The sequence below is a fragment of the Rhodocytophaga rosea genome (assembly GCF_010119975.1).
Classification (GTDB): Bacteria; Bacteroidota; Bacteroidia; order Cytophagales; family 172606-1; genus Rhodocytophaga; species Rhodocytophaga rosea.
The window spans coordinates 4007950-4030209 of sequence record NZ_CP048222.1; the positions used below are offsets into that span (position 1 = coordinate 4007950).

Annotated in this window: 18 protein-coding genes and 1 pseudogene; 15 read left to right on the forward strand and 4 right to left on the reverse strand. The window is 39.3% G+C overall.

The features are described 5' to 3' along the window. Position 1: 1 nt before the first annotated feature. The 3 genes from glmS to GXP67_RS16580 all read right to left on the reverse strand — a co-directional run bounded on the left by glmS (position 2) and on the right by GXP67_RS16580 (position 4241). Positions 2 to 1837, reverse strand: coding sequence for a glutamine--fructose-6-phosphate transaminase (isomerizing) (glmS, locus tag GXP67_RS16570; RefSeq protein WP_162444153.1), 1836 nt, complete (start codon positions 1835 to 1837; stop codon positions 2 to 4). Between the two features lie 246 nt (positions 1838 to 2083). Then, entirely contained in the window at positions 2084 to 3445 is a 1362-nt protein-coding gene (locus tag GXP67_RS16575; protein ID WP_162444154.1) for a DUF4270 family protein, read from the reverse strand. After that, on the reverse strand, positions 3429 to 4241 hold the full coding sequence (locus GXP67_RS16580) for a glycogen/starch synthase (protein ID WP_162444155.1): 813 nt from the start codon (positions 4239 to 4241) through the stop codon (positions 3429 to 3431). The genes GXP67_RS16575 and GXP67_RS16580 overlap by 17 nt, the downstream gene beginning before the upstream one ends. A 247-nt stretch (positions 4242 to 4488) precedes the next feature. On the opposite strand from GXP67_RS16580, the gene panC reads away from it, so the two are divergent. The 8 genes from panC to GXP67_RS16620 all read left to right on the forward strand — a co-directional run bounded on the left by panC (position 4489) and on the right by GXP67_RS16620 (position 14951). After that, positions 4489 to 5331, forward strand: a complete 843-nt coding sequence (gene panC, locus GXP67_RS16585) for a pantoate--beta-alanine ligase (protein ID WP_162444156.1) — start codon at positions 4489 to 4491, stop codon at positions 5329 to 5331. Positions 5332 to 5785: 454 nt separating this feature from the next. Further along, positions 5786 to 8875: a PAS domain-containing protein gene (locus GXP67_RS16590; protein WP_162444157.1), complete on the forward strand. Its 3090-nt coding sequence runs from the start codon at positions 5786 to 5788 to the stop codon at positions 8873 to 8875. 41 nt (positions 8876 to 8916) lie between these two features. Further along, positions 8917 to 9816, forward strand: coding sequence for a hypothetical protein (locus tag GXP67_RS16595; RefSeq protein WP_162444158.1), 900 nt, complete (start codon positions 8917 to 8919; stop codon positions 9814 to 9816). A 22-nt stretch (positions 9817 to 9838) separates the two neighbouring features. Further along, entirely contained in the window at positions 9839 to 10183 is a 345-nt protein-coding gene (locus GXP67_RS16600; protein WP_162444159.1) for an STAS domain-containing protein, read from the forward strand. Between the two features lie 14 nt (positions 10184 to 10197). Then, a complete protein-coding gene (locus GXP67_RS16605) occupies positions 10198 to 10566 on the forward strand; it encodes a response regulator (protein WP_162444160.1) in 369 nt (122 codons plus the stop codon). Next, the gene (locus GXP67_RS16610; protein ID WP_162444161.1) at positions 10563 to 12599 is read left to right on the forward strand and encodes a chemotaxis protein CheA; all 2037 of its coding nucleotides are present in this window, start codon (positions 10563 to 10565) and stop codon (positions 12597 to 12599) included. Before GXP67_RS16605 ends, GXP67_RS16610 begins: the two co-directional genes overlap by 4 nt. A gap of 12 nt (positions 12600 to 12611) precedes the next feature. Then, positions 12612 to 13112, forward strand: coding sequence for a chemotaxis protein CheW (locus GXP67_RS16615; protein WP_162444162.1), 501 nt, complete (start codon positions 12612 to 12614; stop codon positions 13110 to 13112). Positions 13113 to 13154: 42 nt separating this feature from the next. Beyond that, positions 13155 to 14951, forward strand: coding sequence for a methyl-accepting chemotaxis protein (locus GXP67_RS16620; protein ID WP_162444163.1), 1797 nt, complete (start codon positions 13155 to 13157; stop codon positions 14949 to 14951). Here GXP67_RS16620 and GXP67_RS16625 read toward each other — a convergent pair. Then, positions 14948 to 15109 (reverse strand): hypothetical protein, encoded by a 162-nt coding sequence (locus GXP67_RS16625; RefSeq protein ID WP_162444164.1) that lies wholly within the window; start codon positions 15107 to 15109, stop codon positions 14948 to 14950. The two genes, GXP67_RS16620 and GXP67_RS16625, sit on opposite strands and share 4 nt — an antisense overlap. Positions 15110 to 15276: 167 nt before the next feature. Between GXP67_RS16625 and GXP67_RS16630 the strand changes: the two genes are divergently transcribed. The 7 genes and pseudogenes from GXP67_RS16630 to panD all read left to right on the forward strand — a co-directional run bounded on the left by GXP67_RS16630 (position 15277) and on the right by panD (position 22237). After that, on the forward strand, positions 15277 to 16467 hold the full coding sequence (locus GXP67_RS16630; protein ID WP_162444165.1) for a carbohydrate porin: 1191 nt from the start codon (positions 15277 to 15279) through the stop codon (positions 16465 to 16467). Positions 16468 to 16703: 236 nt separating this feature from the next. Then, a pseudogene (locus GXP67_RS16635) lies at positions 16704 to 18314 on the forward strand (methyl-accepting chemotaxis protein); the annotation flags it as partial. A gap of 81 nt (positions 18315 to 18395) precedes the next feature. Further along, entirely contained in the window at positions 18396 to 19232 is an 837-nt protein-coding gene (locus GXP67_RS16640) for a CheR family methyltransferase (protein WP_162444167.1), read from the forward strand. Positions 19233 to 19270: 38 nt separating this feature from the next. Continuing rightward, positions 19271 to 20158: a sensor histidine kinase gene (locus tag GXP67_RS16645; protein WP_162444168.1), complete on the forward strand. Its 888-nt coding sequence runs from the start codon at positions 19271 to 19273 to the stop codon at positions 20156 to 20158. Between the two features lie 15 nt (positions 20159 to 20173). Further along, positions 20174 to 20620: a chemotaxis protein CheD gene (locus tag GXP67_RS16650; protein WP_162444169.1), complete on the forward strand. Its 447-nt coding sequence runs from the start codon at positions 20174 to 20176 to the stop codon at positions 20618 to 20620. Positions 20621 to 20666: 46 nt separating this feature from the next. Next, on the forward strand, positions 20667 to 21740 hold the full coding sequence (locus tag GXP67_RS16655) for a protein-glutamate methylesterase/protein-glutamine glutaminase (protein WP_162444170.1): 1074 nt from the start codon (positions 20667 to 20669) through the stop codon (positions 21738 to 21740). A gap of 149 nt (positions 21741 to 21889) precedes the next feature. Then, positions 21890 to 22237, forward strand: a complete 348-nt coding sequence (gene panD / locus GXP67_RS16660) for an aspartate 1-decarboxylase (protein ID WP_162444171.1) — start codon at positions 21890 to 21892, stop codon at positions 22235 to 22237. Positions 22238 to 22260 lie beyond the last annotated feature (23 nt).

Below are 22260 nucleotides of genomic sequence, written 5' to 3' on the forward strand. Positions count from 1 at the left end.
TCTATTCTACCGTTACAGATTTAGCCAGATTCCGAGGCTGGTCTACATTACAACCCCGCATGACAGCAATATAATAGGAAAGAAGTTGCAAGGGAATAACAGCCAGAATAGGAGTTAATGCTTCATGGGTAGCCGGAATCTCAATCACAAATTCAGCCATTTGTTTGATTAACTGGTCGCCTTCAGTTACTACGGCAATCACCCGGCCTTTCCGGGCTCTCACTTCTTGAATATTGGAAACAATTTTTTCATAAGAGCTGTCTTTGGTGGCAATAAAAACTACTGGCATTTCTTCATCTATCAGAGCGATAGGGCCATGTTTCATTTCGGCTGCCGGATATCCTTCTGCATGAATGTAAGAGATTTCTTTTAGTTTGAGCGCACCTTCTAAAGCTACCGGGAAATTATAGCCCCTACCCAGATATAAGAAGTTACGGGCATCTTTGAAAATATCTGCGATGTATTTAATCTGGGCATTGCTGTTAAGTGCCTGTTGGATTTTAACAGGAATATCTTCAAAAGCAGTCAATAGTTCCCTATATACTTTGTCTGAGATCGTTCCTCTTGATTTGGCAGCTACTATGGCCATCATCGAAAGCACCGTAACCTGTGCTGTAAAAGCCTTCGTACTGGCTACCCCAATTTCAGGTCCGGCATGGGTATACGCACCAGCATGCGTAGCCCTAGGAATAGAAGCTCCCACTACATTACAAACGCCGAAAATAACAGCTCCTTTTGATTTGGCTAACTCTATGGCAGCCAGGGTATCCGCTGTTTCACCAGACTGTGAAATGGCAATTACAATATCTTCAGGATTGATAACCGGGTTTCTGTACCGGAACTCCGACGCATATTCTACTTCTACGGGAATACGGGCATATTCTTCAAAAATATACTCTGCTACCAGACCGGCATGCCAGGAGGTTCCACAACCCAGAATAATAATACGTTGCGCCTGGGTTAATTTATCCAGGTATTCCCGTAGACCGCCCAGCATAATTTGTCCTTTTTCGGCACTGATTCTTCCTCGCATGCTGTCTTTTACAGATTTGGGCTGCTCAAAAATCTCCTTTAACATAAAATGCTCGAAGCCGCCTTTCTCAATTGATTCCAGCTCAAGCTCCAGTTTATGTACATAAGGAATGATATGGATATCTTCCAGATTTTTAATATCCAGTTGATTATCAGAGATAACAGCGATCTGATGGTCATCTAAATAAATAACCTCATTGGTATATTCTATAATTGGAGTAGCATCAGAAGCCAGAAAATACTCATCTTTTCCCACGCCTATTACCAGCGGACTTCCTTTCCGGGCGGCAATTAGTTTCCGGGGACTATCTCTCGACATAATCACGATGGCATAGGCGCCTACTACTTCCTGCAAAGCCAGCCTTACAGCTTCCTCAAGAGAGCACTGGGCTTTTTTCTGAATATCTTCAATAAAATGTATCAGAACCTCCGAATCTGTTTCGCTTAAAAATATATGTCCTTTGTTAATCAGATCCTGCTTAATTACACTATAGTTTTCGATAATACCATTGTGGATAATAGCCAGATTTTTACTTGCAGAATAATGTGGATGTGCATTTACATCGTTGGGTTCGCCATGTGTTGCCCACCGGGTGTGTCCAATACCAATATTCCCTGATAGATGTTCGTGCTGGAGATGAGATTCCAGTTCGCTTACCTTGCCTTTCTTTTTATAAACGTTGAGCCCTCCATTTAATAAGGCAACCCCTGTGCTGTCATATCCGCGGTATTCAAGCCTTTTTAAACCTTTAATAATTATTGGATAGGCATCTTTCTGGCCAGTATATGCTACGATTCCACACATAATAGTTTTATTTAGAGGTGGGTGATAATTAAAGATTACTTAAAAAAATAAAATCTGATTGAGAAAAAACAGGATACAAATGAGAATTTAAACTTATATGCCTTTTTTATATAATTAACGGCAAATATAGAAGTTAATATATAGAAAAAAATAAGCATTTATCTTACAGATGGTACATTACATTCTGTAAAATAAATGCCTGAAGGAGTGAGTTATTAATATTTCTTCTCTCTATCTCATCTACCTTTATTGAGAGTCAACCAGTGTATAATATACTCTGAGCTTTATCGGATTGGTTGGATGTTTACGGCTTCCTATTACCAGCCTATCTACACTGCGCTCATAATAAGGCGTATTTGCCGGTAGACTAAATGTATTATTAGAATTTGCTGCTATTGTCAGAAAGCCTACAGAAGGTAAAGACAGAAATAATCCATTAGTGGCAGAAGGTTGGTAAAGTAAGTTATTTATATACTGATTAATTGAAAAAGTATATGTCTTTTTTGTGCTGTTATAATTAGCTATATTAGGAATACCACGTGTAAAATCACCCTCCAAAGGGATATACCTGATGGCAGAGTCACTAACCAGTTTGTTATCTGTACCTGTTCCGTAAAGGGTTAGCACTGGTGGAGGAGTTGCCGCATTTACAACGGTACCATCAACCGGAGCAATCACTAATTCTGCCCGGTTGATGCCTATATTTCCTTTTTCTATTAATTTTTTAATATCCGGAAACTCAACCTTTGTCATTAAACCTATACCAGCCTGCACATAAGATAACTCCCCTGCATTTGCTGACGGAAGGGCGTCATAGGGATTTTGCAAGCCTGCTAGCACACCTGTTCTTTCACTCTGGATATGATTAAAATTAAGGCCATCCAGAAAAAATTCATACGTTTTCTGGTCAGCGGAGGCACTATTATGATAATACAAACGTAAAACAGTAGCTGTACTGCTGGCTGTAATGATAGGTGCGATAACAGCCCCATTATCCGTTTCACCACCCATGAGCGCTAACCCATAAAAACTGCTGAAAAACTCTGCTTCCGATTTACCGGCAAAACTCATCAACTGATTCCCCAGTTCATTACTCAAGCGGAATCTTAAAGTATCTCTCTTTGTATTTGCTACAAAATTTAAGCTACCTACCGGAGTAGATTCATAAGGTAATTTATCATAATTGTAATATACTTTCCGGCGCAAGCTATCTGTCAGACGGTGTACAAAAAGATTCTGAGCCTGGCCGGTATTGCCATAATCATACTCATAATCCAGAATCAGCACCAGAGAATCAAATGTGAGAGATGTACCTAAATTTAATGTACTATCAATTGAACTATAGCGGACCTGCAAAAAACTTTTAGCTGTAATGGTACCCAGAACCGGATCCTGGTAACGGCCAGCCAGAAAGTAGGGACTTCTATGGGTACGAACAGAATCGACAAGGATAGTAGTCGTTTGTACATCCAGGTCTTCTGTAAAAAGAACCCCAAAGTTCTGGTTCTCGGGTTGTAAATCCAAGCCAATATCTTTGGGGTCCTCACAAGAAAAAAAAGCAAATGACAGGAGAGCGAAAAAAGCTATTCTTTTAATTAAAAAGTTCATTATAAAGATTATAGTAGGACTCTGAGAAATTTTCATTCTGCTCAATAAAATTGATCTTTTTATGATTGTCTAACTCCTCAAACAATTTATTGAGACTTGTACTGAAATCCTCTTCTGCTTTAATAACGGCATCGGCATACTCTACGCCAATCTTAATAAATCCTTCATAATCGGCAGATTTAAGCTTATCCAGCATCGTATCCTCAATATCCATCATCTTTACTTTACTCAGCAAGTCGCTATCGAATTTATGGGCAAAGAAGCTATTATAGATCGTGAATACAGTTTTGGTATCTTTAAACATGGGATCATTCTTATAGGTTGTTTTCAGATACATGGGTATTAAACTTGTCATCCAGTCGTTGCAATGCACAATATCGGGTGACCAGCCTAATTTTTTTACCGTTTCAATTACACCTTTGCAGAAGAATATAGCCCGCTCGTCGTTATCAGCATGGAATCGGTTTTCCTTATCAAAGAAAACGGATTTTCTGTGGAAGTAGTCTTCGTTATCAATAAAATATACTTGCAGTTTGGCACTGGGAACAGAAGCAACTTTAATAATCAAAGGCTTTTCTTCTTCACCTACTGCGATATTGATACCGGAAAGCCTCACCACTTCGTGTAACCTGTTTTTGCGTTCGTTGATCAAACCAAAACGGGGAACCAATATCCGGATTTCCATACCCCGCTCTTGCATGGCTTGCGGAAGTTTTCTGACAAAATCAGCCACCTCTGAGGTTTGAAGAAAAGGATTGATTTCACTTGCTACATAAAGGATTCGGAATTTTGACATATATATGTGAGTTTTGGACTAAGCACTATGGGCTTGCAAAAATATACAAAAATTCTCGCAATTCAACATTTTTTATTGCGAAAGATGTATTATTGTGCCAATTTGCCTCGGTATTACCTCATTTTGCGCTATGTAACAGGAGGTATACACCAGCCAGCTTTTATTAAACAAACCCCTGTTTGATACTTTTACTTATCATTATTATCTCTTTTTTGACAGGCATGTTGAAATATGCCGGATATACCTTATGCACATTTTTACAGAAATTCATCCGCTTCAGTCATATGTACAAGCACAAAGGCAATCTGGAAAAACCATTGGATTTGTTCCTACAATGGGTGCATTGCATGCCGGGCATTTGTCGTTGATAAGCATAGCAAAAAAAGAGTGTGAAGTAGTAATTTGCAGTATTTATGTAAATCCTACCCAGTTCAATAACAGCAACGATCTGGCTAAATATCCCAGAACCCTCGAAACAGATCAGCATCTCTTGCAAGAGGCTGGCTGTACGGCCGTATTTATTCCATCGGATCGGATCATGTATCCGCAGCCCTTACAGATCAAATTAAATTTTGGATACCTGGAAACTGTGATGGAAGGTAAATTCAGGCCCGGGCATTTTAGTGGCGTAGGTGTAGTAGTAAGCAAATTATTTCATATGGTAATGCCAGATGCGGCCTACTTCGGCCAGAAAGACTTACAGCAATTTGCTATTATCCGGCAACTGGTAACCGATCTTTCATTTAATACCAGGCTGGTATGTTGCCCTATCAGCCGGGAAAAAGATGGACTGGCTATGTCGTCCAGAAATATGCGGCTCAACCCTGCGCAACGTGCAGTTGCCCCTATCCTTTATCAAACTCTGCAAAAAGCCAGACAATGGGCATTGCAAATGCCTGTGGCTGAAGTAAAACAAAAAGTAGAACTTCAGCTGGGAAAAGTACCCGAAGTGAAACTGGAGTATTTTGAAATAGCAGACAGTATTACCCTGCAGCCGATAGAAGAAGTAAGGAATCAAGCTTCTCTATGTATTGCTGCTTACATCGACGACATCCGCCTGATCGACAATGTGTTTCTGTTTGATGAGTAGGGAAATTCTTTACCAAGGAATGGGCTTATTTTGTATAGTATTCAGTTGTTGCATCCAAATACTATACTAGTAAGTGATAAGCCTGCCATAATATTACACCTTCTCTAAAATGGTTAAAATTACCTCAACACCACAATATAAAGTGTCATAAGCAGGTATTTGGCATTTTTTGAATATTTATCTTTCTTATAATAATTGTTATTTCAGCTTCTTCCTATGCTGCACACAGCAATATGTAACAAAGTATACGCCCCTATTACATTTGCATTGTTTCAAATTTATCTGCCAAAAAGTATTTGAAGTAAATGCCCAATCTTGTAATTCAGATTTTACATAGGGTTAAGCCAATAAATTAAAGTAAAGAGATTGTCAAGATAATTATTAATTATCCGGAAACGGCTTATCTGATGCTGTGAGGATTGTAGATATTATCATTTTTTAATGCTTCAGATCAATGATCAGATTAAAAAATCTACGTATTGAGGTAAAACAGGGGTTGATCATAGCAATACTGGTCGCAGCCAACTGTACTTTGTTTTTCTCCCTATATAAACTATATACTTTCCGGGAACAATATACCAACAACCTTTATCTCCTGGAAAGGCAATCAACATTACTTCAATTCATAGCCCAGCAGAGCGGCGATTCTGCTAATTCTCAAAAGGTATATGAGAACATGACATTGTTCTACCAATCGCTGAGTGCATTACAAAAAGGAGGAACAGTAGAAGGGCTAGGCGGTGAAATATATATCCAGGCTACAACTGATGCGAAACTGGCAGCTTTGCTTCGGGAAACCCGGAAAATGTGGAATGTAGCAGAAAAACAGATACAGAAAAATGCAACGAAAGAAAGATTATTTGGTCAGTTAAACAGTCTCTTAACAAATAACACACAGCTTACAGAAGGATATATACATTCGTTCGAATCAACCAGAACGGCATATACTGCACTTGTGTATGGAGCAAGCGGACTTGTAATTATAAGTCTGTTTCTGGCTGTTATTCTGTTCAGGCGCTACATTAAAAAGCCGGTAAACTCCATCCTGAACGCATTGGAAAGTGCTGCAGCCGGAGATTTGTCTCGGCAAACATACTATAATGCTCAGGATGAAATCGGTAAAATGGCTAGTTCCATTGATAAACTGGTGCAGAACCAGCTTTATTTATCAGCATTTGCTGAGAAGATAGGAGAAGGGAACTTCGACATTGAACAAACAGATTTGAAAGCCGGAGATAAATTAGGATTGTCGCTGGCAAACATGCGGGAGAAATTACAGAAAGTATCGGCAGAAGATAAAAAACGCATTTGGGCTACAGAAGGGATGGCAAAATTCAGCGATATTCTTCGTTCCGCCAACGACAGCATCCAACAGCTTTCCGAACAGATTATTATTAACCTGGTAAAATACCTCAATGCTAATCAGGGTGGTTTATTTATCCTCTATGATGATGCCGGGCAACAGGTATATTTAGAATTAACAGCTACCTATGCCTGGAACCGTAAAAAAGGTATAAAAAAACGCTTTGAATACGGAGAGGGGCTTGTAGGACAGGTGGTACGCGATAAAGATACTGTGTTCATGACAGATATACCTGAAAGTTATATAACCATTACTTCCGGCCTGGGAAAAGCAAATCCGGGTTGTCTGCTGATAGTGCCTTTAAAAATAAATGATGAAATACATGGAGTAATTGAGATAGCTTCTTTCCATGAATTTCAGCCTTTTGAAATTGAATTTGTAGAGAAAATTTCGGAAAGCATTGCTGCTACACTTTCTTCTGTAAAAACCAACGAAAAGACCAGGAAACTGCTGGAAGAAGCCCGCATGATGAACGAACAAATGCGTTCTCAGGAAGAAGAAATGCGTCAAAATCTGGAAGAACTCAGTTCTACCCAAGAAGAAATGCAACGTAAAGAAGTAGAACTCACAGGCTTATTCAGTTCTATTAATAATACCCTGGCAACGGTTGAATTCGACATGGATGGCTATATTCTGACGGCCAATGAAAATTTCTGCCGGCTGATGCAATACACTCAGGACGAAATCAAAGGAAAGCACCACCAGATTTTTGTAGACAAAGCCGAAGTAAAAACGGATATGTACCAAGATTTCTGGCAAGACCTAAAATCAGGGATTACTAAAATTAAAGATGTAAAAAGATATACAAAAACCGGCCAGGAGAAGTGGATAAATGGTTCGTATACGCCGGTATTAGATAAAAGCGGAACCCCATATAAAGTAATTAAGCTGGCCCATGACATTACCGAGAAAAAGCTGGATGAGATACACGCCAGAAGACTCTCTCTGGTAGCTGACAATACAGATAATTGTGTTATCATCACTAATCAACATGGGTTAATTGAATATGTAAACCAGGGCTTTATCAGAATGACAGGGTATACGTTAGAGGAAGTAGCCGGTAAAAAACCCGGAAGTTTCCTGCAAGGCCCTGAAACCAGCCAGGCAACTATTCAAAGAATCCGGGAGAATATTTTAAGTAATAGACCTTTTAGTGAAGAGATTCTCAATTACCATAAAGATGGTACTGCTTACTGGATTTCTCTTGCCATTAATCCTGTATTTGACGAAAAAGGACAGCTGGATAAGTTTATTGCGGTATCAGCAAATATTACAGAAACCAAAATCAAAAACCTTGATTTTAATTCAAAATTAGAAGCCATCAGCAAATCTAATTGTGTGATAGAATTTGCAACAGATGGCACCATTATTACAGCCAACGATAATTTCCTGAATCTGATGGAATACAGGCTGGCCGATGTGCAGGGAAAACACCACAATATTTTCGTAACAGAAACCTATAAGAATTCTGTAGAATACAAAGATCTATGGAACAAGCTTCACCAGGGCGAATTTATTTCAGGTGAATTTTTAAGAATTTCTAAAACAGGACGGGAAGTATGGATCAGAGGGGTGTTCAATGTCATTCTGGATATCAACGGTAAGCCGAGTAAAATTGTGAAGTTTGTGCAGGACGTTACGGCCGAGAAACTCTTGCAGTTAGAAGCTAGACAACAGGCCGAAGCATTACATACACAAGGAGAAAAACTGCGGTTGTATACCTCCGAACTGGAAGAATTACAACATAGCCTGAGTAAAAAACTGGAAGACGCCAAAGCAGAGATGAAGATCCAAATTAAAGAACTGGAGACTGAAAAGGCGAAAAATATAGCGATTCTGGAAGGATGTGTAGATGGGGTTGTTGCTTTTAATCACAGAGGCACCGTAGAATTTTTTAACAAAGCGGCTGAAGATATCTGGCGGCTCTCCAGAAATGAAGTATTGCGCAGAAGCATTACGCTGCTCCTGCCCGTTGCTTTTGAAGAAGGCGATAATGGATTTAATAAGGTTGTTTTTTCAGAAGGTAGTCTGAAAAAAGAATTAGGCATACGGACAGAAATTTCTTTTGCCGATAAAACCGGAGAGGAAATTTCTGTACTGGTTACCTTAACCCAGGCCAGACTTGGAAATGAGCATACATATACGCTTTTTATCCAGAAAATTTCAGTAGAGCTATTTTAAGCCACATTTGTTCTATTTTTTAATCTACTACATTAAACTCAATGCCAGACAGCAACACATACTTTAATGATACAAATCCTACTGTTTTTTCTGCAGCAGAGTTAGTTGCTATCTTCCGTCAGTCGGGCGAAAAAATCGCTACCCTACATGTTTATTCGTATGAAGATTTTAGTGCATTAAGCCAGCATATTCGTGAGTATTACCGGCAAGCCAATACAATTGTTGATACTATTTCCAGGTGGCTTACCTCTGATTTGAGCCCCGAAAAAAATATAGCCGCGCAGGCAGAAAAATCCTTAAAAAATATAAGTTCAATCGTTACCAAGCTCCAGTTCCATGATATTATCCGTCAGAAGCTGGAACACATCCAGCAAACCAACGAATCTATTATAGAGGAGCTTTTAACGGTTTCCAGGCAACACGTCCGCTCACAAGCCCGGGAAATATACAGGTATCTTTCCATAGTGCCCGATATTGCCAGACTGCATATCGCACAACTTACTCATACGAACAAGGAATACCAGCATGCCTTTGCAGATATTAAAGCCGATCTTCAATCTATACTGGATCAAACAATTACTGTCTCTCAAGCTTATACAGAATTTAATTCATCAGCCAACCAGGATGCAAGCCAACATTTACAGAATTTAAGATTAACAGATAAGTTTTGTTCAGATATTAATAAGGCTTTAGAACAGATTAAAAACTGTGAGGCTTTTGAAAAAAGGATTGAGGAGATCAACGAAAATCTTTCTATACTTCTTCCACATGCGGCCTCATCAAAAGATAATTCTGCTTCCACAGAAAACAAAATGATTGCCCATCTAAGGAATCTCTATACGATGGAAAGCGAACGGATCATACATGAGCAGGTGCTAGGAAAAGATCCTGTAACTGGCACTTCTTCCCCTGAATCAGATGATAACTTAGAATTATTTTAAAGCCGGACAAACGATAAAAATTATGAAACAGGCATCCATTACCATCGCCAATAACAAGAAAAAAAGCGTCCAGATCATACTGGAAGGAAGTCTTGTAGTCGGCAGCCTCCATACAGTAAAAGAGGAACTAACAGCTGCAATCAACCGCTACCCAACCATTCAGGTAACTGTGACGAACGTAACAGCCATAGACCTGACTGGTATACAATTACTTTTTGCGATCAAAAAATCTTCAGAATTACTTCATAAAAAACTCTCATTCAGCATCGAATTGCCGGATGAGCTAAATAAGATACTAAGCCGGGCAGGCTTTCACAACTTGCCGGCTATTCTTCAGTCAGCAGAGTCGGAGCTTATAGAAAAATAAATACAGTTTATACCATGGAAAAGACAATACTTATTGTAGATGACTCAGAAAGTATCCGGGAAGTAGTAAGTTTTACACTTGAAAATGCCGGTTACAAAGTGCTGGTCGGAATAGATGGCGTAGATGCCCTGCAATTTTTAAATGGCAGTCATATTGACCTGGTGCTTACTGATTTCCATATGCCTAATATGGATGGCATTAGCTTAATTAAGGAAATCCGGGCGAAAACCGATTACCAGTACACACCTATTTTACTCCTGACCACTGAGTCGCAGGCAGCCAAAAAAGAAGAAGCTAAAGCAGCAGGGGCAACCGGATGGATAGTAAAACCTTTTGTGCAGGATAAATTACTGGCGGTGGTACAAAAACTTATCAGATCATGATGGATCAATTTCAGGCAAAATTTATTGAGGAAGCTAATGACCTCATTGCCACATTAGAGAAAACATTACTTGCCCTGGAACAGCAAACAGACGATAAAAGTCTGGTGGAAAAGGTATTTCGGGTAATGCATACCTTAAAAGGCAACAGCAGTATGTTCGGCTTCGACAAAATGGGAGCTGTAACCCATGATCTGGAAACGATATATGATTTTGTAAGAGAGGGAAAACGACAAGTTTCCCGTGAATTACTCAATATAACATTTGCTTCCCTGGATCATTTTAAGGTATTGCTTGCCGATCCGCAGCTTACAGCAGAAAATGCACAGGCTACCCATCAACAGTTAATGCAGCAGATCAAAACCATGATCAGCCAGGAACCTGCTCAAAATCAGGAAATTTCAGGCCAAGTTGTTGCAGATGCTACCAAGGTTCAAGCTGAGAATATTCAGGCCAATACCTATCATATTACTTTTAAGCCTGGTGAAAATATTTTACTGAACGGAACCAATCCGCTGTATCTGCTGGATGAGCTTCATGGGATAGGTAATTGCCAGGTTATAGCACATACAGAAGCAGTGCCGGAAGCCGCTATACTTGATATTTCCAAATGCTATGCGCATTGGGAGGTATATCTAACCACATCTGCTGATGAAAATGCCATTAGAGATGTATTCATTTTTGTAGAAGATGAATGTGAGATCCGGATAGAAAAACAGGCGCAAGCTGTATTGATTCAAGCACAGGAACTGATACATGAAATAACCAGGCAAGCTTCAGTCTCATTGCCATCGTCAAAAGAAGAGATAGCTACAGATATAGTAAAAAAAAAAGCCAGCGAATACACTAAGATAGAATCAAAAGAACAGCTGGTTTCCAGCATCCGGGTTTCTTCTGAGAAGCTGGATGACCTGATGAATCTGGTAAGCGAACTGGTGACTACACAGGCCAGGCTAAGTTTATTTGCTGAACAAAGTACCTTACCAGAACTCAATGCCATTGCAGAGAATGTAGAAAAAATATCCCGTCAGTTAAGAGACAATACATTCAGCATTTGCCTGGTTCCGCTGGAAACCATACTTGTCCGCTTCCAGCGACTGGTGAGAGACCTTTCCGTTGAACTTGGCAAAGATATTATTCTGGTGGCTGAAGGCACAGATACAGAACTGGATAAATCTGTAATAGAAAGTCTGGCCGACCCGCTGCTCCACATATTGCGCAACAGTATAGATCATGGCATTGAAGATACAGCTACAAGATTAGAGAAAGGAAAACCCAAACAGGGTAAAATCCTGCTGAAAGCTTTTTATTCAGGCACCAATGTACATATTCAGATACAAGATGACGGAGCCGGAATAGACCCCAGAAAGATACGTGAAAAAGCCATTAGCAAAGGGATCATATCTGCTGAAGCCAACCTATCCGATAGAGAACTATTAGATCTGATTTTTTTACCAGGATTTTCTACGGCCTCCAAAGTTACAGATGTTTCCGGCAGAGGGGTAGGCATGGATGTAGTCAGACGTAAAATTGCTGACATACGCGGAGAAGTAGAAATCAAATCACAGCCTGGAATCGGCACAACCCTTACTATCAAATTGCCTGTTACCCTCTCTATCATCGATGGATTGCTGGTAAAAATAGATGACACCCATTTTGTAATTCCACTTACTGCGGTAGATAAATGTTATGAAGCCGTTCATATACAATTAATTCATTCATTTAACAACCTGATTACCCTTGATGGTGAAAAAGTGCCTTTTTTCTACCTGCGGAACGAATTTGAAATGCCTCAGACACATGAGTCGATTGAGCAAATAGTAGTAGTAAAATATGACGATAAACGGGTAGGCTTATCAGTAGACGCCATCATCGGAGAATACCAGGCCGTACTCAAACCGCTCGGGAAATTATACAAAAACCAGGAACTCATTTCAGGAGCCACCATATTAGGAGATGGCACGATTGCCCTGGTGATGGATACCAGTAAAATGATTAAACAATTCTCAAGAGAATTAACAGTTGCAACTATTTAATTAATAATATCCATGATTAGTAAGGAAACAATTACCATTAGCCATCCCTATTTATCCTTCAGGCTGGGAGATGAAATATTTGCTGTGAACGTAGCAAAAGTACTGGAAATTCTGGAAATCACTAAAATAACAAAAGTGCCCAAATCTCCCGATTATATGAGGGGCGTGATCAACCTGAGGGGTAGTGTGTTGCCGGTAATTGATACACGTGCAAAATTTGATATGGAACTAACTACTGATACAGTTAATACCTGTATTATGGTACTCAATATTGAAATGGATGGGGAAAATCTGGTGCTGGGCGCTTTGGTAGATGCAGTTCAGGAAGTGCTTGAGATTGGAAAGGAACAGATTAAACCAGCTCCTACCATTGGCAGCAAATACAAGTCTGAGTTTATAGATGGCATGGTAAAAATAGATGAACAGTTCATTATGCTCCTCAATATGGACCGTGTGCTTTCCTCTAATGAGCTTATTATGGTAAAGGACTCTACTTCGCAACCTGTCGTTTAGTAATTTTTTCACATTTTTTTAAACTTTATTTTAATAATCAATATGCGGCTTACAATCAAGGCAAGACTTATCATAGCTTTTTCTTTACTGGTCATTTTCTCTGTTGTGATCTATTACATTGGTGATGCCAATTCCTATATACTCAGCGAACGGATTGATGATATTGTAGACATCAATACCAAAAGCATTAACCTCTCCCGGCAAATAAGTGAGGATATACAATTGATCTCAAAGCGGGAAAAAGATCTTCTATTAGAGGCAGATGAAGATAAAAATAAAAATCATGTTCGCGCCATTGAAACGAATGAAGCTTTATTAAGAAGCAGAATTGAGAAGTTAAGGGCTGTTTCCGATGAAGAAGACAATGCGATTATTGATGAATTTATTATAAGCTGGGATGACTATTTGAAGCAATATGAACAAATCAGAGACCTTAGTTTTAAGGACAATGATACCGCCGATGCAAAAGCTTATCAGCTTTCTATAACAGAGGCCAAACAAGCATCAGAAAAGGCGGCAGGGCTTATGGATAAAATTGTAAAACTGAATGAAAAAGAACTTACACAAGATCAGGCTGAAACCGATTTAATTTATGCCGAAGGCAGACGGAACATGTTAATTTTACTGGCAGTAAGCGTAATAGCTTCTGTACTTATTTCATTCTGGATTATTACTTCTATTGTAAAGTCACTTACACAAGCCAAACAGGCGATTACTTCCGTAGCGGCAGGCGATTTTTCTATTACTGTTACAAAAACAAATGATGATGAAATAGGGGAACTGCTTGATCAGATTAAATTTATGATTACCAAGCTGCAAGGGAGTGTAAGTCTGGCCAAACGGGTAGCCGCAGGCGATTTAACTACAAACACAGATAAAGAAGCAAATGAAGGAGGAGAACTGGATACAGCCTTGCAGGAAATGGTAGTGAAATTACGCTTTATCGTAGAAGATATTACCAGTGGTGCAAACAGCATCGCTTCGGCAAGTCAACAGATGAGTTCATCTTCTCAACAAGTGTCTCAGGGTGCTTCTGAACAAGCGGCTTCTGCTGAAGAAGTATCCTCTTCGATGGAAGAAATGACCTCTAACATTCAACAGAACACGGATAATGCCCAGCAAACAGAGAAAATAGCTTTGCAAGCTGCCGAAGACATTAAAGAGGGAAGCCTGGCTGTGAATCAGACCGTAGATTCCATGCGCATTATTGCACAAAAGATTTCTATCATAGAAGAAATAGCCCGTCAAACTAATTTGCTTGCCTTGAATGCAGCTGTGGAAGCAGCCAGAGCAGGTGAACATGGAAAAGGCTTTGCTGTGGTGGCTGCAGAGGTACGTAAACTAGCTGAACGCAGTCAAGTGGCTGCCAATGAAATCAATGCTCTTTCCAAATCCAGTGTAGCCATTGCTGAAAAATCAGGAAAACTTTTGGAACAGATCGTACCTAATATTGAGAAAACCTCCAGACTAGTACAGGAAATAGCGGCTTCCTCGATGGAGCAGAATTCAGGAGCAGAACAGGTGAATAGCGCTATTCAACAACTCAATCAGGTCATTCAGCAAAATGCGGCTGCTTCCGAGGAAATGGCCACTAGTTCAGAAGAGCTTTCTTCTCAGGCCGAACAGTTAAGAGACACTATTTCTTTTTTCAAAGTAGATACAAACGGCAGAAGTAACAGAACCCAATCTTCTCATACCTTAACAGGTGTAAAACTTAGCCAGAAGAGCAATGCTGTTAACTATGCTCCAAACAAAAATAAACATTCTTCAAAGGGTGCCCACCTGGAAATGAATGGCAGAGGAGATAACCTGGATGAGGAGTTTGAAAAATATACCTAGCCGCTTTTACCCAGGTAATATTGTAAGCTAGCAGGCATATCAATTCCTGAATTATTGGTCTTACCATTTATTGTTGACAGTTCATTGATCAAAGCATAAAACAGATTCAGTTGGTTTTGTGCTTTGATCAATACAAAATGTATTGCTTTTTCACTCATACTGACATAGAATTTTAATTGAAATTACTTACAGTTTTCTTCAGAAAGGAGAATGACTGTCCTTTCACAAAAGAAGATTGAAGTGGGTTAGAGCATGGAGATTGACAGCAGATGTTTGATTTTCTTCCTAAAACAAACGCTAATCATGACTACAAAATCAAAAGCTTATGAGGAAATTTTACATAAGTGTACTTATTATATATTTAATTCAAAACGATTTAAAAGCGCAGAATGACACCATACCTGAGGAAATTAAGCTGATAAAGAAACCCTCTCCTATATCTTACAGTATCGCATATACGATAGATGCCGTGGGATCAGTATCCAGGAAAAATATGCACTATCTTGGATTGGTTGGCAACGTAGATTTGAAAGTAGATTTTGACACAAAAAAAGCGAATCTGTGGCCCAATGGAACATTGCACTTGTATGGAATTAATAATCATGGCGCTCAACCCACAACAAATGTTATAGGCGATTTACAGGGAGTATCCAATATTGAAGCTCCTGAGCGTACATATCTGTTTGAACTATGGTATGAACAAAAATTGGGTCCGGTTTCTCTCTTGGCCGGGCAACATGATGTAAATTCCGAGTTTGCTACAACAAGCTTTGGGTTTCACTTCATTAATGGCTCTTTTGGATTCCAACCGGATATAGCGTTAAATACGCCCGTTTCTAATTTCTCTTTTTCTACTATAGGAATCCGGTCTAAAGCAGAAATACGGAAGAATATAGTATTGTCTTCAGCCATTTACAAGGGTAATCCCGGAAATAAAGACACAAACCCCTATGGAGTGAACTGGAAGATTTCTCCCGGCGAAGGTTATTTTACCATACATGAATTCCAGTATAACTGGCAGCAAAGAGGGAATTATAAAGGAAGTTTCAAAATTGGTAGCTGGTATCATTCTAAGGTATTTCAAAGTTTAACCGATAGCAGCAGGTATGAAAGAGGAAACAGAGGAATATACGGTATTGCCGACCAGTTACTATTTATCAATAAGAACAAACCTTCTAATAAGGTCGGATTATTCCTGCAATTAGGAATGGTGCCTAAAAATATAAATCTGATTAATTTTTACACTGGTACCGGATTAGTTTATACCGGTATGCTACCAAAGCGGGCGAATGATGTTATAGGAATTGCTATAGCCAATGCACAATTAAACAATAAACTGGTAAATGTTTCAGAAGGTTTACTTATGAAAAATGAAAATGTGATCGAATTTACTTACCAGGCATTGATAAACAGGTACATCATTATTCAGCCCAATATTCAGTATATCGTCCATCCCGGCAGTAGAAATACAAGTAATCAATTAATCACCATTATGAGAGTATCCATGAAATATTAAAGAATAGAAGATAGTCCTTCTCTTTTTATGTAATGTGTAAGATTAACGCCATACAGAACATACAATCGAAAAATGAATTATTTAATTTTCCACATTGATTTAAACGAAGCCGGTAAAATCAGGGGTAACTAATTCAATTATTTTTTCAACTGGTATAATTAAAAATTACAATGCAACTTACTATTAAAGCAAAGCTGATTTTAGCTTTTTTCACCTTAATATCCTTAGCAGGGGCTATTTTCTATCTGGGCAACAGCAATGCAGCTACCATGAATGGACGGGTTAGTATCATTGTAGATAGAAACACCAAACGAATTGTGCTGGCTGGAAAAATCGCTGAAGATATCCAGTTTATTACCAATCGGGAGAAAGACCTTATTCTGGCTAAAACTCCTGAAGAAATACAGGAATTCACGAAAGAGATTGATAGCAGAAAATCCGATTTTGAATCACGTATAGATCAGTTAAAGGAGTTATCTGATGAGAAAGGGATGGAAATTATTGAAAATTTCTCTAAGGCTTGGACAGAGTATGATAAAAGCTTTACTAAAGTGAAAGCATTGGCTGTATCGAATACAGATTCAAGTGGTGCCGCTGCTTATGAAATATCCCGAACCATTGGTCGTGCAGCATCCATGGAAGCTGCTAGCACGATTAACCAGATTATAAAGAAAAATGAAAAAGCACTTGCAACCGCTAAAGAAGAAACAGATACCATTTATAATGATGCCAGAATCAATATGATTATTCTGTTGATGAGCGGTATTCTGATAGCTGCTGCTATTTCGTTCTGGATCATTACCTCTATTTCTGCTTCCATTGCTCAAGCCAAAGAAGCGATTAAGGCCGTAGCGATAGGTGATCTGACTGTGAATATAGACACAAGGCGCAAGGATGAAATAGGCGAACTCTTATCATATCTGGATGAGATGGCAGGCAGACTGAAAGGTATAATAGGCAATATTACTAATGCTTCTGACAACATCGCTTCGGCTAGCCAGCAGATGAGTTCATCTTCTCAACAAGTGTCTCAGGGTGCTTCTGAACAAGCGGCTTCTGCTGAAGAAGTATCCTCTTCGATGGAAGAAATGACCTCTAACATTCAACAGAACACGGATAATGCCCAGCAAACAGAGAAAATAGCTTTGCAAGCTGCCGAAGACATTAAAGAGGGAAGCCTGGCTGTGAATCAGACCGTAGATTCCATGCGCATTATTGCACAAAAGATTTCTATCATAGAAGAAATAGCCCGTCAAACTAATTTGCTTGCCTTGAATGCAGCTGTGGAAGCAGCCAGAGCAGGTGAACATGGAAAAGGCTTTGCTGTGGTGGCTGCAGAGGTACGTAAACTAGCTGAACGCAGTCAAGTGGCTGCCAATGAAATCAATGCTCTTTCCAAATCCAGTGTAGCCATTGCTGAAAAATCAGGAAAACTTTTGGAACAGATCGTACCTAATATTGAGAAAACCTCCAGACTAGTACAGGAAATAGCGGCTTCCTCGATGGAGCAGAATTCAGGAGCAGAACAGGTGAATAGCGCTATTCAACAACTCAATCAGGTCATTCAGCAAAATGCGGCTGCTTCCGAGGAAATGGCCACTAGTTCAGAAGAGCTTTCTTCTCAGGCCGAACAGTTAAGAGATACCATTGCTTTTTTCAAAGTAGATACAAACAAGCAGGTGAGCAAGCCTCTACAAGGAATTTCGCTGAAGCATAAATCTAATTCAGTTCCATATAAGCAGAATCCATATAAAAATAAGACTGTGAGCAATATTAAGCATTCGGCTGGCGGTGTCCATTTGAATATGAATACTGATGCCATGGATGAAGATTATGAAAAATACTAATGAAACAATTATATGTATTTTAATAAAAAGGGAACTACCTGCCGGGTTCCCTTTTAGCCTTTTCAAACTGATAGAATCCCAATGAATATATTTCAGGCAAAAATGTCTACGGCTGAATTTAACAAGCTGAGTACATTTATCTATAATGAATATGGCATTAAGCTGCCTCCGGTAAAAAAGACTATGCTGGAAAGCCGGCTTCAAAAAAGATTGCATGCCCTACAATTTTCTACCTTTAGAGAATACTGCGATTTTGCCTTCAGTAACCAGGGAAAACATACTGAAATTATACCCATGATAGATCTGGTTACCACCAATAAAACAGATTTTTTCAGGGAGCCCGTACATTTTGATTTCCTGCAAACCTATATATTACCTGAGTTAATCAGGGCTTCTCCATCCAGGCCACTGAAAGTATGGAGTGCTGGTTGTTCCAGCGGCGAAGAGCCTTATACACTCGCTATGGTATTACAGGAGTATGCAGAAACCCATCCACCGCTCAATTATTCTGTAATGGCAACAGATATTTCTACACAGGTATTGAATAAAGCCATTACTGCTGTTTATTCTGAAGAAAGAATTGCCGGTATTCCAATGACACTGAAGAGGAAATACTTTCTAAAAAGCAAAGATGCAGTGAAGAGAACAGTCAGGATTGTTCCACACATCCGCTCGAAGGTACAGTTTGCACGGCTCAACTTTATGGATGATGTACTGGATGTGCCAGCAGACTTTGACCTGGTTTTTTGCAGAAATGTGATTATCTATTTCGATAAGCCTACACAGGAAAAAGTAATTAATAAACTCTGCGACAAAATAAAACCAGGCGGCTATTTTTTCCTCGGCCATTCGGAATCTATTACAGGCATGACTTTGCCGCTTCAACAATTGAAACCTACCATTTTTAGAAAAATCTAAAGCTTTATCCCATTTATTTCTCAGTTGATCTTTATAACATGAATAAGCTAAGCGACGAAGAACTAATTAACGAACTGCAGCAACGGTTCAGCCAAAACAAAAAATCATTGGCCGAATTAACTAAACTAACCAGACAGTTAAAAAAGGTTAATCTTAAGCTTATAGAAGCTGAAAAACTGAAAACACACTTCCTTGCCAACATCCGGAATGAGATGAACAATCCTCTCTCTTCTATTATGGGATTGTCCAGAAATATACATGCGGCTAGTTACACACAACCAGAAAAAATACCAGCTATGGCGGCACTTATTCATGCAGAAGCCTTTGATCTGGATTTTCAGTTCAGAAATATATTTGCAGCTGCTGAATTAGAATCTGGGGAATGGCCGCTGGAAATTGTACAGACAGATATAGTTTCACTGGTAAATAGTTTGCTGGAAATGCACCAGCACCGGATTTTATCTAAGCCGCTTCACGTACAAGTAATACAGGAAATTTCATCCGGCCATGTAATGTTTCAAACTGATCCGGCCAAACTTCAGCTTGTTTTATCTAATTTATTAGCCAATGCCATAGAATATAGTCATGACCATGGTCAGTTAAAGATACACATTCAAAAAGAGAATAATATCTTGTCAGTATCTATTCAGGATTTTGGTATTGGTATCCCGCCTGCAGATCATGAAGTGATCTTTAATCGGTTTACGCAGTTGAATAGCGGAATTATTAAAACAAATCACGGACATGGCCTGGGGCTATCTGTGACAAAAGATTTGCTTGAAATACTTAATGGACAAATAACCTTACTAAGCGATACCAATGAGGGAAGCACTTTTACGATATGTGTAAAAGAATTTGAATTGATGCATGATGACTTTTCTGCTCATGGGAATGAATTCTTTTTTAATGAGCAGGCACGATTTTAATACATTCGGGTGAAAATGATCACAACACATTATTTATATCCGGGTGCTATATTTACTCACCAAAAGCCTTATGAAGTTTCTACTATATTAGGTTCCTGCGTCTCAGTTTGTTTATGGGATAGTTATTTGGAAATAGGAGGAATCAATCATTTTATGCTCCCTTTCTGGAACGGTGACGGACTTGCTTCACCTAAATATGGAAATATTGCTACGGAAAAGTTGTTAGATAAAATGCTTGCATTGGGAAGTAGTACCAAAAACCTGTCGGCAAAAGTATTTGGAGGGGCCAAGCAGCTGGAGACTGGTAGTTTCTTTAATGTGGGTGAAAGAAATGTTTCCCTTGCTTTGGAATTTTTAAAAGAACAACATATTTCTATTATCAGCCAGAATACAGGAGGAGAGCGGGGAAGAAAACTCATCTTCCGGACTCATAGCGGTGAGGTATTTATGAAATTTGTCTAAGATATCTTCACTACATAACCCATTCATAACAACCAGCAATAAACAGATGAACAATAAAATAAAAGTACTGGTAGTAGACGATTCCGCTGTGGTGCGGCAAACCTTAACAAGCATACTCCAAACTGACCCTTTGATAGAAGTTATGGGTACTGCCGCCGATCCCTATATTGCGGCCAGTAAAATCAGCCAGGAGGTGCCGGATGTGATTACTTTGGATGTGGAGATGCCCAGAATGGACGGGTTAACTTTCCTGAAAAAAATCATGTCGCAGCACCCGATTCCGGTGGTGATTGTATCAAGCTTAACAGCGCACGGTACCGAAACTGCGCTAAAAGCATTAGAATATGGAGCGGTAGAAATAGTAACTAAACCTCAGTTTACGAGTACCAAACAGTTTATAGAAGAATCCAGACTTAAACTCTGCGATATAATCAAAGCGGCCTCTCTGGCAAAAATCAAGAGAAAAACCATATCTACAGCACCGATAGCTGTTCAGCCAAAATTATCAGCCGATGCAATGATTCAGCCTGCTCAGTCCAGGAGTATGATACAGACCACCGAGAAAGTAGTGGCAGTAGGTGCTTCTACCGGAGGAACAGAAGCACTGCGCTCTTTTCTCGAAAGTCTGCCTTTAGATGCGCCGGGGATTGTTATCGTTCAGCACATGCCTGAAATGTTCACCAAATCGTTTGCCAACCGCCTGAATGATTTATGCAAGATCACAGTAAAAGAGGCCGAAAACGGAGATTCTGTTATCAGAGGAAGGGCGTTAATTGCACCAGGAAATAAACATATGTTACTGAAAAGAAGTGGTGCCAGGTATTATGTAGAAGTAAAAGAAGGCCCCTTAGTAAACCGGCATCGCCCTTCGGTAGATGTATTATTCCGGTCTACGGCCAGATATGCCGGTAAAAATGCCATTGGTATAATTATGACCGGTATGGGAGATGATGGTGCCCATGGCTTACTGGAGATGAAAGAAGCAGGCGCACACACCATTGCTCAGGATGAAAAATCATGCGTGGTTTTTGGAATGCCAAAAGAAGCCATCAAATTAAATGCTGCCGAAAAAATACTTTCTCTCGATCAGATTGCCGCACATATGCTCAGAGCTGTATGATTACTTAGGTTGCCGAACTCTTTTATTGGTAGAAATGTAATGAAAAAGGACGTGAGTCTTTATAAATGTTTTACAAATATTAATCTCATTTAATTATATAATTTTGCAGCGTCTTGTACAAATTGTGCAGGAAAGGAGCAACCAAAACAATGCAGATTCAAATTTTAAAATCCAAAATTCACCGGGTAAAAGTAACACAGGCTGAATTACATTATGTAGGTAGTATCACTATTGATGAAGATTTAATAGATGCCGCTAATATGATTGAAAATGAAAAAGTACAAATAGTGAATATCAATAATGGCGAAAGATTTGAAACCTATATCATCAAAGGAGAACGGGGAACCGGCACTATTTGCCTGAATGGTCCGGCTGCCCGAAAAGTACAGGTAGGAGATATGGTTATTATTATTTCTTATGCTTCTATGGATTTTGAAGAAGCTAAAAAATTTAAACCCACAGTGGTTTTTCCAGATGCGAATAACCGTTTGATCTAAATGTTTTACTGCTCTAAGTCTCA